General features: G+C 46.9%; 13 protein-coding genes and 1 pseudogene. 7 read left to right on the top strand and 7 right to left on the bottom strand.

All coding sequences use genetic code 11. The annotated features are described in order from the left end of the window. Positions 1-14: 14 nt before the first annotated feature. Positions 15-1,238, top strand: coding sequence for an FAD-binding oxidoreductase (locus TCA2_RS09320; protein ID WP_047911337.1), 1,224 nt, complete (start codon positions 15-17; stop codon positions 1,236-1,238). Between the two features lie 121 nt (positions 1,239-1,359). Here the strand turns inward: TCA2_RS09320 and TCA2_RS09315 are convergent. Both TCA2_RS09315 and TCA2_RS09310 read right to left on the bottom strand, forming a co-directional pair. Further along, positions 1,360-2,154, bottom strand: a pseudogene (locus tag TCA2_RS09315) (SDR family NAD(P)-dependent oxidoreductase). A gap of 117 nt (positions 2,155-2,271) precedes the next feature. Next, the gene (locus tag TCA2_RS09310; protein ID WP_047911336.1) at positions 2,272-3,306 is read right to left on the bottom strand and encodes an AraC family transcriptional regulator; all 1,035 of its coding nucleotides are present in this window, start codon (positions 3,304-3,306) and stop codon (positions 2,272-2,274) included. 158 nt (positions 3,307-3,464) lie between these two features. On the opposite strand from TCA2_RS09310, the gene TCA2_RS09305 reads away from it, so the two are divergent. The 6 genes from TCA2_RS09305 (at position 3,465) to TCA2_RS09280 (ending at position 8,540) form a co-directional block, all read left to right on the top strand. Next, positions 3,465-3,941 (top strand): DUF2798 domain-containing protein, encoded by a 477-nt coding sequence (locus tag TCA2_RS09305; RefSeq protein ID WP_047911628.1) that lies wholly within the window; start codon positions 3,465-3,467, stop codon positions 3,939-3,941. Between the two features lie 203 nt (positions 3,942-4,144). Beyond that, positions 4,145-4,663, top strand: coding sequence for a hypothetical protein (locus tag TCA2_RS09300; protein WP_193746017.1), 519 nt, complete (start codon positions 4,145-4,147; stop codon positions 4,661-4,663). A 154-nt stretch (positions 4,664-4,817) separates the two neighbouring features. Continuing rightward, positions 4,818-5,747: an aldo/keto reductase gene (locus TCA2_RS09295; RefSeq protein ID WP_047911335.1), complete on the top strand. Its 930-nt coding sequence runs from the start codon at positions 4,818-4,820 to the stop codon at positions 5,745-5,747. A 254-nt stretch (positions 5,748-6,001) separates the two neighbouring features. Continuing rightward, positions 6,002-7,198 carry an MBOAT family protein gene (locus TCA2_RS09290; protein WP_047911334.1) on the top strand — a complete coding sequence of 399 codons (1,197 nt, stop codon included), beginning with the start codon at positions 6,002-6,004 and terminating at the stop codon, positions 7,196-7,198. An 18-nt stretch (positions 7,199-7,216) separates the two neighbouring features. Then, positions 7,217-8,377, top strand: a complete 1,161-nt coding sequence (locus TCA2_RS09285; protein ID WP_047911333.1) for a hypothetical protein — start codon at positions 7,217-7,219, stop codon at positions 8,375-8,377. Next, positions 8,358-8,540 carry a hypothetical protein gene (locus TCA2_RS09280; protein WP_047911332.1) on the top strand — a complete coding sequence of 61 codons (183 nt, stop codon included), beginning with the start codon at positions 8,358-8,360 and terminating at the stop codon, positions 8,538-8,540. The genes TCA2_RS09285 and TCA2_RS09280 overlap by 20 nt, the downstream gene beginning before the upstream one ends. Positions 8,541-8,635: 95 nt before the next feature. Here TCA2_RS09280 and TCA2_RS09275 read toward each other — a convergent pair whose 3' ends face one another. The 5 genes from TCA2_RS09275 to TCA2_RS09255 all read right to left on the bottom strand — a co-directional run bounded on the left by TCA2_RS09275 (position 8,636) and on the right by TCA2_RS09255 (position 13,397). Then, positions 8,636-9,253, bottom strand: a complete 618-nt coding sequence (locus TCA2_RS09275; protein WP_047911331.1) for a nitroreductase family protein — start codon at positions 9,251-9,253, stop codon at positions 8,636-8,638. Between the two features lie 339 nt (positions 9,254-9,592). Continuing rightward, the gene (locus tag TCA2_RS09270; protein WP_047911330.1) at positions 9,593-10,663 is read right to left on the bottom strand and encodes an ABC transporter substrate-binding protein; all 1,071 of its coding nucleotides are present in this window, start codon (positions 10,661-10,663) and stop codon (positions 9,593-9,595) included. Then, a complete protein-coding gene (locus TCA2_RS09265; RefSeq protein ID WP_047911329.1) occupies positions 10,660-11,463 on the bottom strand; it encodes an ABC transporter permease in 804 nt (267 codons plus the stop codon). The genes TCA2_RS09270 and TCA2_RS09265 overlap by 4 nt, the downstream gene beginning before the upstream one ends. Then, positions 11,450-12,271 carry an ABC transporter permease gene (locus TCA2_RS09260; protein ID WP_047911328.1) on the bottom strand — a complete coding sequence of 274 codons (822 nt, stop codon included), beginning with the start codon at positions 12,269-12,271 and terminating at the stop codon, positions 11,450-11,452. Before TCA2_RS09260 ends, TCA2_RS09265 begins: the two co-directional genes overlap by 14 nt. After that, positions 12,261-13,397, bottom strand: coding sequence for an ABC transporter ATP-binding protein (locus TCA2_RS09255; protein WP_047911327.1), 1,137 nt, complete (start codon positions 13,395-13,397; stop codon positions 12,261-12,263). The genes TCA2_RS09260 and TCA2_RS09255 overlap by 11 nt, the downstream gene beginning before the upstream one ends. Between the last annotated feature and the right edge of the window lie 111 nt (positions 13,398-13,508).

Here is a 13,508-nt window from a genome sequence, read left to right as displayed (position 1 = left end):
GGGAGACATGCATCATGGATCTGCAGAGCGGCAAATTATACTGGCCAACCACGGTCCGCAATCCTCCTGTTTATCCGTCTTTAGCAGAGGACATTCAGTGCGACGTTCTAGTGATCGGGGCGGGAATATCAGGAGCTCTGTGCGCCTATCATCTTGCTGAACGGGGGTTAAAGGTTGCTGTCGTAGACAAACGCAGGATCGGAGAAGGCAGCACCAGTGCCAATACCGCTGTTATCCAGCTATCAGGTGAGAAGAGCTTCGTGACACTGGCCAACCACTATGGTGAACAGATCATCTCGCGGCATATACACCTGTGCTGGCAGGCGCTGAATGAGCTTGAAGACATTTGTACGAAGCTGCCGATTAATGCACAGTTTGTTCGCAGAGACAGCCTGTATTACGCTTCCTCTACAGAAGACATTCCTTCCATTCATAAGGAGTATGACTTCCTGAGCAGGCTTGGACTTCCAGTCGAGTTGTGGAATAGGGAGCAGATCAGAGCTGTGTATCCTTTCGACAAACCGGCTGCCCTGTACAGCTACAACGAGGCAGAGCTGAACCCGCTCAAATTCGTGTATGGATTATTGGAGAGGGTGAAGTCTCTCGGCGGCTCCATTTACGGTGAAACAGAAATTACAGGAAGAAGAAAGGATCTGAAGGAAGCTGTCTTTTATACGGCTGCTCCTCACCGGCACCAGATCAAGGCCCAGCATGTCATTATCGCTGCAGGGAATGAGAACCGTGATTTTCAATCCGAGAAAAATGCTGATATGATCAGCTCCTATGCTGTAATCACCAAGCCGGTACCTGACCTCTCCAGCTGGTATAAGCGCACATTAATCTGGGAAACCGCACGTCCTTATGTCTATATGCGGACCACACCGGACAATCGTGTCATCATTGGTGGAATGGACAAAGATACCACCATCCCTGAGGCCAGAGATACCAAAATCATGCGGAGCCGGGACAAATTAATGGAAGCCTTCCACAAGCTGTTTCCAGAGATCCCGGCAGTGCCTGAATATTGGCTTGGCGGATTCTTGAGCGTAACGCATGACGGTCTTCCCATGATAGGCCGGTATGAAGCGTATCCACACTGTCACATGATGATGGGCTATGGGGATACAGCCATTGTATACAATGCCGTCTTATCCAGAATATTGGCCGATGTCATTACAGAAGGATCTAGTCCAGACCTCGGCATCTATCTGAACACCAGACCTCTTCATACGGATTAACTCCCAAATAAGCAGGCGGCAGCCATGAACGAGAGATAGAGTTCCTGGCTGCCGCCTGCTTTGGTATTCCCTAAATGTTAGGTTGTTTCATTCACTGAAATCGATGATCATGGGCATTGCATTAATAAATAGTCGGCACCATGCCCCCATCCATACGGATCGGAGAGCCTTTAAATGCGGAGGCATAAGGACTGCATATAAATGCAGCCAGTCTGCCAATTTCCAGCGGTCTGATAAATCACTGAATCTCCGATTGGGGTAGATTTGACGCCATAAATTGTCTCTCCTTTTCCGAAAAAGACATCTTATCGTCAGCATAAATCCCCTCGATGATCTGCTGCACATTTTCGGAGAGCGTTGGTCCCGGCATAATCGTATTGACCGTTACTTCAGTGCCTATCGTTAATTTGGACAGACTTTTCGATAAGGACAGCAGCATCGATTTGGTCATGCAATACTGCGGCATCTGACCTGAAGGCATCACGGCCTCCTCACTCGCAATAAAGATCATGCGTCCAAAATTATTTTTCAGCATTCGAGGTAAATAAAATTTAGACAGACCGTTGGCTGCAAGCACATTTGTACGGAAATATTTTTCCCAGGTTGCGTCATCCACGTCCTCATATTGCATAATTTCATAGATCCCCATATTGTTAACCAAAATATCCACATGCGGATATTTCTCAAACAGAGTCTCTCTCTGTTTCATATCTACAATGTCGGCAGCCGCATTTTGAGGAGAAGTCGTTGGAAATTGCGACCGAATTTCGTTAACGGTTAGTTCTACCTCTTCGTTATTCCTTCCATTAATAAGTACATTCACGCCTTCTCTAGCAAGTTCAATAGCAATGGCCTTCCCTATACCTTTCGTTGAACCCGTGATCAAAGCCGTCTTGTTGTGTAATCCCATATCCATAATGCATTTCCCCTAAAATTGTGGTGACATAGACTCGCAAATCCATCTATGCGATAGGGATTATATTACCTTATGAAGTTAGTCATGCATCTAGCTCATGGCGTCAAGCTTCTTGCATTACACGCCAATAAACATCTTCTTCCCGCCATTTAGATATTCGGAGCGCCAATGAGAAGGGGTGTCCCCTTCCCATTGACGGAAAGCGCGATAAAATGAATTCTGGTCCTCGTATCCAACCAAGAACGCCACTTCTTTGATCTCGAGCGAGGGATCGGCCAAATATTCGATTGCCTGCTCATGTCTCGTTTGCGTTAATAGCTCCTTATAACTCGTACCTTCGTCAGTAAGCCTCCGCTGAAGTGTTCGGTCGCTCATATGGAGCTCCTTCGCCACCGTCTGCATGTCGGGCCGGCCTCCCATAAGGCTCCGTTTCATCATCCACTTTACGGTGTCAGTAAGGGAGCGGCGGTGCAGCAGTTCCTCATCCAGCGTTCGATCCATCACCGGGGTCAGGATATCGAGCAGCTCTTCGTTATATGATGTAAAAGGAAGATCCAAGTCCCGTTGCCACAGCGTAATCCGGTTTCTGTCTCCACCTACCCGGACAGGACATCCGAAATAATCTTCCAATGTCTGCACATTACCCATGGGCTGTACAAATTCAACGCAGCGTGCTGTCAATTCACGCCCTGTTCCCCGGCGCCCCAGCTCCAGAAGGTAGGCTAGCGTAATGCCCACCAATACCGATGGACCAGGCGCGTCCGTATGCTGCCACTGCAGCTCGACAATGCAGTCCTCGCCTGCCTCGGTAATACGCAAGCCCTCAGGAGGACACATTTGTTTGTACCTTGTCATGCGATATAGAGCATCTCGATAATTGCGGGCATGGTATGTCGCCAGCACAGCCGGCGGATATTGTGCGGTTTCGAAGGCTTGGGCAAGTCCAATGATACTTTCGGCCGTATCCCCTGCTAGATCTGAATAAGCCTGCCATATTGCAAAGTACTCGCTAGTGGTGACTTTTGGCTCCGTGATGACCGTAAGCGGCAGTCCTGCTCTGCGAGCTACATCCAGAGGAGCAATTCCTAACGATTTGAGTCCGGACCAGAGTCCCGATGGAAATTTAATATGCGCAGCAGTTTGTGATGTCATATACAAGCCTCCTTGTCTACTTAAGCCTAATTCCCTCCCATCAGCTGAGCTAGCACTAATCCTTCTAAAAACAGACACAAAATTGTCACTTATGAAGCAAGCTGTGTGTCATATATCATAACCTTTATGTTGTTCTAAAAAAGGAAGGATGTATGGAATTGCCTAGTAATAAGAAAGAAGGAATGATCTTTGGACTGTTTATGTGTTTTGGAATGGTCCTGATCATGTCACTGTATAACACAGCTTTAGTCGGATTCTCCACATTTCATGTCCAAACGTTTGCCATTCAATTTGTCATAACCTTTATTGTCGCTTTTCTCGCAGAGTCTGTCGTGGAACCCAAGGCGCGTAAATTGGCATTATCTCTGCCTTATGATAAATCGAAGCCCATTAACATCATTCTGGCCATTGCCGTGTGTATGGTCCCGATGATGGTGCTCATCATGTCTGTCTATGGCATGATTCTGAAATCCATGATGGTAGGAATTGAAGGTTCTATCTTCACAGCCTACCTCAAAACAGTCGGTCTGAACATTATCGTTGCACTCCCGGCACAGCTGCTGATTGTGGGACCGATCTCACGGTTCTTGCTAACGAAGTTTGTTAAACCAGCACCTCAGCTTCAGCCGGAGTAAAGCGAATAAATAAGGAAGCAGGCTGCCCTCGGCAGCTTGCTTTTTTTAATACAAATTAAAGAGGAGCACCCTCTCTTCTTCTCATACCAGATTATACTAGACTCAGGTCCAGTATAATTCACTTTCTCAAGACCGATTACAGCGTATAACAAGTATGATAAGATTCTGTTTAGATAAAATTTAGAGGGAAGGAGTGTCTCGCCTTGAGTATTAAAAACAAAGCAAGTTTGTTTGCCCCGCTGCTCATTATCGTCGGTGTGTTCCTGCTGCTGAACTCAGGTAAACATCTCGGAACCGGCTCCATCTTCGCCTATTTCTGGCCGTCCTTTTTCATCATCCCGCTGGGCATCTTTTTTCACTGGCTATATTTCTCGCTGATCGGAAGAGGCATCGGGCTGCTTGTACCCGGAGGGATCCTGCTCGTCGCAGGACTGACCTGCCAGATTGCTATTGTAACCGACAGCTGGATTACGATGTGGCCGGGCTTTATCCTTGCTGTCGCAGCCGGGCTATTTGAGCTGTATTGGTTCGGCGGGCGAAATAAATATTTGCTGATTCCGATCAATATTCTGACCGCCTTGTCCTTCGTCTTCTTCATTGCGTTCTCGCTTGGCTCCATGCTGAATCAATTCTCTGTTATCCAGCCTTTCATTGCGCTGATTCTCATCGTAGCTGGAGTATTGGTTCTGTTTCGCCGCAAAAAGAAGCCGCATTTCTATTGATGTCTGACAGAATTCTAGTCTGCTATGGCTACATATAACATCGGCAAGCCTCTCCTCGATTTAGGGCAGAGGTTTTTTGCTTTGAAGAACTATACCCTTTAGAATAGTAAGTGGAGAACTTATCCATAACGCATTTAAAAAGGAGGCAACTGAATTGACTAAAGCAACGCAGCTCGGTAAATCAGAACTGTACGTAAATCCGATCGGACTTGGAGCAAACGCGGTCGGAGGACATAATTTGTACCCTAACCTGGATGAAGAGGCGGGAAAAGAGGTCATTCGCACTGCTATCCAGAACGGTGTTAACCTGATTGATACAGCCTTTATCTATGGCCCAAGACGCTCGGAAGAGCTGATCGGACAGGTCATTAAAGAGATGGGAGCCCGTGATCAAGTCGTTATTGCGACCAAAGGCGCCCATGATGAGAATAACAAGTTTGCACCCAACAACTCCCCGGCATTTCTGAAGCAGCAGGTGGAGGACAGCTTAAATCGACTCCAATCGGATTATATTGATCTGTATTATATTCACTTTCCAGATGAGGACACGCCGAAGGATGAAGCCGTTGGGGCACTGAAGGAGCTTAAGGACCAAGGTAAAATTAGAGCTATCGGGGTATCCAACTTCTCTACCCAACAGCTGAAGCAAGCGAACAAGGATGGTTATGTGGATGTCCTTCAATCCGAATATAATCTGCTGAATCGCGAGGTAGAACGTGAAATACTGCCTTATACTGCGGCCAATCAGATTACCTTCATCCCTTATTTCCCGTTAGTATCAGGCCTTCTTGGCGGCAAATATACGAAGGACACCCAGTTCAATGATTTACGGAAAGATAATCCGGAATTTCAGGGGGAGCGCTATCTGCATAACCTGGAAAAAGTAGAGCAAATTCGCAAGATTGCAGATCAAAAAGGTGTTGAGGTCGCTCATCTGGTGCTCGCATGGTATTTGACGAAGGACTCCGTTGATGCACTCATCCCTGGCGCGAAGCGGCCTGAACAAGTACTGAACAACCTGAAGACACTGGAAGTGAAGCTGAACGAAGCAGAAATCGCACAGATCGGCCATATCTTCTCTTAGTCTCAATCCATTTATACCAAGCTCGCAGTCACGCTGCGGGCTTTTTTATGCAGAAAATCAACCTATATTTGGTGTTTTTTCTACTATCCACTCTATTATTCCATATAATGAGGTTGGCACCATATCCCTCTTTACGGTAAAATTTATATTTGGCACTTCCTTCCTGAAATTTGAATAATTATCAAGTGAACTTATAAACGAATTCATGATCAATTTGAGCTTGCTCAATCAGAAATGGTGGAAACAGAAAAAACATGATGTACACAGACTGGCTATATTGGCTATTCGTACTCGCAGCAATTGTCCTGTACTATATCAGCCCTCATCGGATTAGACCGCTTGTACTTATTACGGCGGGGATTTCATTTTATTCCTATTATGCAGGCTTCTTTGTCCTACTGCTGCTCGCAGAGGCGATTATTGCCTTCCTGCTGATTCATAGCTCCTTGAAACGTGGTAAACGCTGGATCTATCCTGCGACCATCATGTTAATCATCCTTGTACTCGGATATTTCAAGTACGGCAGCTGGCTCGGCAGCATGGTGAACAGCTTATTTGGGTTTATAAACGAACCTTCCCTTCCTACCGTAGATGATCTCATACTGCCGCTAGGGATTTCTTACTTTACCTTTGAGCTGATTCATTATGTCATTGAGAAGAAGCGTGGAAATCTTCCGCAGCATAAGCCTGTGGGCTTCCTGGCATTTCTCTTCTTCTTTCCAACGATGGTGGCTGGCCCGATCAAGCAGTTTCAGCAGTTCTACCCTCAGCTGACCGCCGCTTTTCAATGGAAGAATGTTCGAATCGGCGTCCTGCGTATCGGGATTGGATTATTCAAAAAGCTGGTGCTCGCCGCCTCCCTTGACATTCTTGCTCAGCCTATTTATTCGCCGGAAGGAATAAGCGGCGCGGATACCTGGACATTATGGGTATCGCTGATCGCCTACACCTTTGTTATCTATTTTGATTTCTCGGGCTACTCTGATATTGCAATCGGGACGGCACGTTTATTCGGGATCGTTATACCAGAGAATTTCCGTAATCCCTATCTCGCCCGCAGTATTGCCGAGTTCTGGAACCGCTGGCATATCTCGCTGGGCTCCTGGCTTACTCGTTACGTCTACTTTCCACTCGGGGGAAGCCGTGTATCCAAAGCACGGATTTATGTCAACCTGATGTGCACGATGACCGTGTCTGGAATGTGGCATGGTGCAGCCTGGCACTTTGTAGTATGGGGGATGTTTCATGGCATCATGCTCTGTATTCATCGTTTCTTTATTAAGGAAATCAAGCCCCTTGTGAGACCCGTACCGGTCTGGCTTAAACCTGGAACGACACTGCTTGCCATTGGAATGACTTTCTTTGGCGTTACCCTGAGCCGGGTGTTCTTCGTGCTGCCCGTATCGGATGGAATGGATTTAATGCTAAGACTGTTCGGTCTTGGCTCCTGAGAGTGAGGATGTAAGATCATGTTAAACAAGCTTCCTATTAAAAAACTGACGATGGCGATGCTGGCTCTCGCTGTCCTTGGTTTATGCGCAATAACCATCTGGGCCGGCAGTGCTGTGGAAGAGTCAGAGCAAGCGATCGTATCCTACGCTGAAGAAGAGCTGAGGGTGCCTGCCTATGATTCCGTTGTATATACACCCCTGTGGATTGAGCATTTACAGGCGCAGCCGGATGACCATCAGCCATGGATTGGGCTGTTCGGAGCTTCCACCGTGTACGGAACAACTGTAAGAGACAGCAGTAACACCACCTCCGGCGTGCTGCAGGTTCACTTGAACGACAAGCGTGTGCTGAACCTCGGATTAACGGGGGCTCGGCTGGCCGAAACGTATGCCATCCTCGCCTCTGTCATCGATAAGGTCGATTATGTTGTCTATGAGATCAATTACGGTATACTTCCACTGACAGATAATGATCCTGAAGTAACGGTATACCCTTCCTTGCTCAGCAAGCTGGATCAAAATATTCCGAAATCGTGGCTGCTTCATTCTCCTGCGAAGAACGAGGAGTCCGTACCTAATACCGTTCACGATTTCATGACAACCGAAATATTAAGCCATTGGCCGCTGTACCATGACCGCGATGTATTAACTTACCGCCTGCTGTCTACACGTACTTCACTTGAGAAGCTGCGCAGGGAGGTAACTGCGGAACGAAATGAGAGACAAGGTATCGTGACACCTTACACTCCACCATATACGCCCTATGAGCAGCTAACGGCCGAGCAGCAAGCGGGCATCGTCAATCATTTTACCAATCTATATACATGGAGCAAGCCATTTCATGCAGAGAGCAGCTTCGGACTGACCCTAATGAACAAGACCCTCGATTTGCTGGACAAGCATGACAAGCAAGCTGTCTTCTATTCGGCACCACTGGACAAGGATCTGATTACACGGCACAACATGCTGAATTGGACAGACTATTTTACGGTTATGGGGGCCTACCAGGAGCTTATTGAATCCCGCGGATATCCCTTCATTGATTTCAATGCCGGGGGGAGTAACCTGATACCGCATGAGTTCTATCACGACTCTTCGCACATGGTAGATGAAGGAAGTCGAATCTTTGGGGAAATCTTATACGAAAGGCTGTTGCCATATGGAATTACAGCGCAGTAAAACGCGGACAGAGCCCGATCTCTTTGATATCATTCCACGTGCAGCTCGAATTGCGGCTTATGGATTGATATCGATTGCGGGTGCAATTGTAATTATCGCCGTTGCGCTGGGGATCATCTTCTTCTCGGGGGAATCCACGGAATTTATTTATATGAATTTTTAACAACAAAGGTCTGATTCTGCACGATGCAGTAGTCAGACCTTTGCCGTGTTGATAACCTTTATATAGAAGCTATCCACATATTAGACTTAACAAACTTAATAGATACTCACAAATTCATCCACAGGCTTCCTATATCCCCGTGGTCTTATTTTCTCTTCATCCGCTTTACCGAGCGTAATCATCATAACAGGGATTAGGTCCTCCGGGATATTCAGAAGCGATACCAGCTGCTTATCATCGTAACCGATCATCGGACAGGTATCCCAGCCCATATCCTTCGCAATCAGCATGAGCTGCATCGCTGACAGGCTCGCATTACGAATCGCCTCATCCCGCTGGAAGGAAGGACCTCTCGTCTCGTACATCTCAATCACACTGCTTGTCTCCAAGTCGTATTCTGTTTGTGTCAACATCCCAAGTGCGAGCATTCCTTCGTACAGTCGTTTCACCTGCTGATAAGCCTTGGTATCCCCGAGCACGATAATGACTGCGGATGCGGTCAAAGTCTTATATTGACCTGATGCCTCATAGGCCTTCTGCTTGTCCTCCGGACTTTGAAGCACCAGATAATTCGTATGCTGCAAGTTAAACGCCGAAGGAGCAAATTTATTGAGCGAGAACAGCTTCTCAAGCTCTTGTTTGCTAATTACAGCTCCTTCCTTAAACTTCATAGCGGAACGCCTTTCTTTAATTACCGTCTGCAAATCTCCCATTGTGTTAACCCTACTTTCTTAAGTATGATGCGTATGTATTCACAAGCTTGTACCTTATTGAATCAATTTCATAAATCATAAAAAAGGTGGATTTGAAACAATATATACCCTTGATTGAAGCAGCTAAAGGTATTATGAAATTGATTATATTATATATTATTTAGTAAGTGAAAATAAGTATGTAAAATAAATTACTCCTGATGGATAAGAAATATGATGGATAGCCATCGATCAAAATAGCCGCTTTAATTTGTCATATACAATAACTGCATAAATATTCAGTCGGTAATCAAAAAGACTCGTTATCCACATGTGGACAACGAGTCTTCAAATCAATGCTTATTTCGGATGCATTTTGAACTCCAGGAATAAATCATTGTAATGGGACAGCATTCGTCTGCCTAGGTTATCGTAGACCTCCAGCTTCCCGGTAAGCTCCTCATCAGGATAGAACCGCTCATCTCCAGAGATATCCTCAGGCAGCAGCTCAAGCGCCGCCGCATTCGGCGTAGAATAACCGACGTACTCTGCATTTCTTGCCCCATTCTCCGGATCTAGAATGAAGTTGATAAACTGATGTGCTCCCTCTATATTGCTCGCTGTCTTCGGAATCACCATGTTATCAAACCATAGGTTCGAGCCTTCTTCCGGAACAACATAGTCGAGCTTCTCATTCTCGCTCATGATTTCGGATGCGTCACCGGACCAGACAAGACCTACCGCGGCCTCCTCGCCAGCGATGAGCATCTTGATCTCATCTCCTACGATAGCCTTGACGTTGGGAGTAAGGGTGGACAGCTTCGTGAGTGCTTCCTGCAGATGGTCTTCATTGGTATCATTCAGTGAATAATGCAAGCTGTTGAGCCCCATCCCGATGACCTCTCTCGCCCCATCCAGAAGCAGGATCTGATTCCTCAGACTCGGATCCCATAGATCGTCCCAGCTCTTGAAGGTGAGATCTGTCAGCTCCGGATTGAACACAATGCCCACCGTCCCCCAGAAATAAGGAATAGAGTATTCATTCCCGGGATCAAAGGACAAATCCATAAATCGTTCATCGATATACTTCAGATTCGGTATTTGAGAATGATCCAGCGGAAGCAGAAGATCATCCTCCTTCATTTTGCTGATGGCATATTCAGAGGGTATCGCGATATCATACGTCGTACCTCCCTGCTGAATCTTCGTCATCATCGCCTCATTGGAATCAAACGTTTGATAGATGACCTTCAGTCCGCTTTCTTCTTCAAACTCCGTAATCAGCTCAGGATCGATGTAATCGCCCCAGTTATAGATCGTAAGGGTGTTGCCGCCGGAGTAGCCTTCACTGGAGTTGAGAACCGATGTAAGATACATCAGCAGAAATGCGACGATCAGCACAACACTGAACGTCTGTACCAGCTGCTTCATGGTCTCAGCCCCTTTCCTTGAAGCTTGGCCTGCCGGGTGTTAATGAAGTAATAACCAATAACAAGCACAATGGTAAGCAGGAATAGCAGCGTCGACAATGCATTGATCGAGAGTGATACCCCCTGCCTTGCGCGTGAGTAGATCTCGACCGACAGGGTGGAGAAGCCATTGCCTGTAACAAAGAACGTCACAGCAAAGTCATCCAGCGAGTAAGTCAATGCCATAAAGAATCCGGCAAAAATCCCTGGTTTAACAAACGGCAGAATGACTCTTGTCAGTACATGCCAGCCGGAGGCACCTAGATCTCTTGCTGCATCAATCAGTGTCGGGCTCATCTCCTGCAGCTTAGGAAGCACCATCAGGACAACAATCGGCACACTGAACGCAATGTGAGACAGCAGTACCGAGCTGAACCCGAGCTGAATGCCCAGCATCGTAAAGAAGATCAGGAAGGAGGCACCGATAATAACATCTGGGCTCACGATAAGCACGTTATTAAGTGAGAGCAAGGTATTCTTGTTGCGCTTGCGCCGAACCTGATAAATCGCAAGTGCGCCGGCAATCCCCAATATGGTGGATACTACCGCCGACAACAGCGCAATAACAAATGTATTCAGTACAATAATCAGCAGCCTTGTGTCTGCAAACACTTCTTCATACCATTCGAGTGTGAAGCCTTCAAAGTTCTGCATCGTTCCACCGCTGTTAAAGGAGTAGAAGATCAGATAGAAGATCGGCAGGTACAGTATGGCGAAGATGATAAACAGATACAAATTTGAGAGCTTGCTATTTCTTCCCATGAGGCACACCCCGCTTTCCTTGACCGCTGATGAACATAATCGCGATCATAATAATGATCAGGAAGACGGCAATGGTGGCTCCCATTCCCCAGTCCTGTGTCACGAGAAAATGCTGCTCGATGGCCGTACCCAGCGTAATCACACGGTTACCTGCAATCAGTCTTGTAATCATGAACAGTGATAACGCGGGAATAAAGACAGCCTGTATACCGGCCTTCACTCCGCTTAAGGTCAGCGGAAAGATTACCCGCCGGAACGTGGTAAAGGGCGACGCCCCCAGATCTCTTGCTGCATAGATGAGGGATGGATTAAGCTCCTCTATCGCGTTAAAGATCGGCAGAATCATAAACGGAATAAAGATGTATACCGAGACAAAAATAAAGCTGAAATCCGTAAACAGAATTTGCTGTGTTCCAATTCCAATCGTCTCAAGCAGTGCATTCGTGAACCCATACGTTCCGAACAGCCCGATGAACGCATACGCCTTCAGCAGCAGATTGATCCAGCTTGGCAGAATAACCAGCAGAAGCCACAGCTGCTTATGCTTCGTTCGAGTCAGCAGATATGCGGTCGGATAAGCAATTAATAGCGAGAAGATCGTAATAAGCAGCGCATACCAGAACGAGCTCAGTGTCATTTTTAAATAAACCGGTGTAAAAAACTTCGCATAATTCTCAAATGTAAATTGTCCTTCAACATTAAAGAAAGAGTAGTACAGAATCAGCAGAATTGGGGCAACGACGAACAGCACGATCCACAGCATGTAAGGGATCAGATACAAGTTGCGGGAACCCATGCTACGATTCATGACTTACTCCTTGTCCTTGAATTCCTTCGGACAGATCGCCATAGGATTCAAGCCGTTTGTCGAATTCCTCCTCTGTCTCGCCAAAACGCATGACGTGAATCGCCTCCGGGTCAAAATAGAGCCCGATGGTCTCTCCAACAACAGCGCGCTTCGTAGAGTGCACGAGCCACTCGTTCCCTGCATCATCATAGCTGGAAATTTCATAGTGAACCCCGCGGAACAGCTGAGAATCTACACGCACCTGGAGCTTGCCATGGTCTGCCGTCGTAATCTCGAGATCCTCTGGACGAATGACGATTTCAATCGGCTCATCCTTCTTAAGTCCCTTGTCCACACATTCAAATGTCTTGCCTGCAAACTCGACCCGATAGTCCTCCTTCATCTTTCCAGCCACAATGTTAGACTCTCCGATGAAATCAGCGACAAATCGGTTAATCGGCTCATCATAAATATCGATCGGTGTGCCGCTCTGCTGAATGACACCCTCGTTCAGAACGAAAATCTCGTCTGACATGGCAAGGGCTTCTTCCTGATCATGCGTGACAAAAATAAAGGTAATGCCCAGCCGCTGCTGCAGCTCACGCAGCTCATACTGCATCTCGGTACGAAGCTTCAGATCAAGTGCTGACAAAGGCTCGTCCAATAGGATAATCTCCGGCTGATTGACAATGGCACGGGCGATGGCCACACGCTGCCTCTGACCACCCGACATTTCCGTAATTTCCCGGTTCTCGTATCCTGCAAGGTTAACGAAGCGAAGTGCTTCACTGACCTTCTCCTTGATCTGGGCATTTTTCATCTTCTTGATTCGAAGACCGAACGCTACGTTCTCATACACATTCAGATGAGGAAAAAGTGCGTAATCCTGAAACACCGTGTTAACCTGACGTTCATGCGCCGGGACCCGGTTAATAATGCTGCCGTTAAAATAAATATTTCCTTCCGACGGCTCGGTAAAGCCGGCAATGAGACGAAGAATCGTCGTCTTTCCGCAGCCAGAGGGTCCTAGCAGGGTGTAGAATTTACCTCTCTCAATCTCAAAGCTGACCGACTTAAGGATCGGATCGTCGCTATCATATTGTTTTGTGACGTTCTCGAAACGGATGATAGACTCCTGATTTGTCATGTAATGAAAACCTCCTTTTTTGAGGGGATGTGCCATAAGCCTTCGGTTTCGTTATGCATATGTCATTATATCCGTTCGGGCACACATCGAAACTATTATATAAAATACACT

It is taken from the genome of Paenibacillus sp. TCA20, from assembly GCF_000732325.1.
GTDB lineage: Bacteria > Bacillota > Bacilli > Paenibacillales > Paenibacillaceae > Paenibacillus > Paenibacillus urinalis.
The sequence above is the reverse complement of the archived record's forward strand: the minus strand, read 5'-3'. Positions and strand labels throughout refer to the sequence as shown.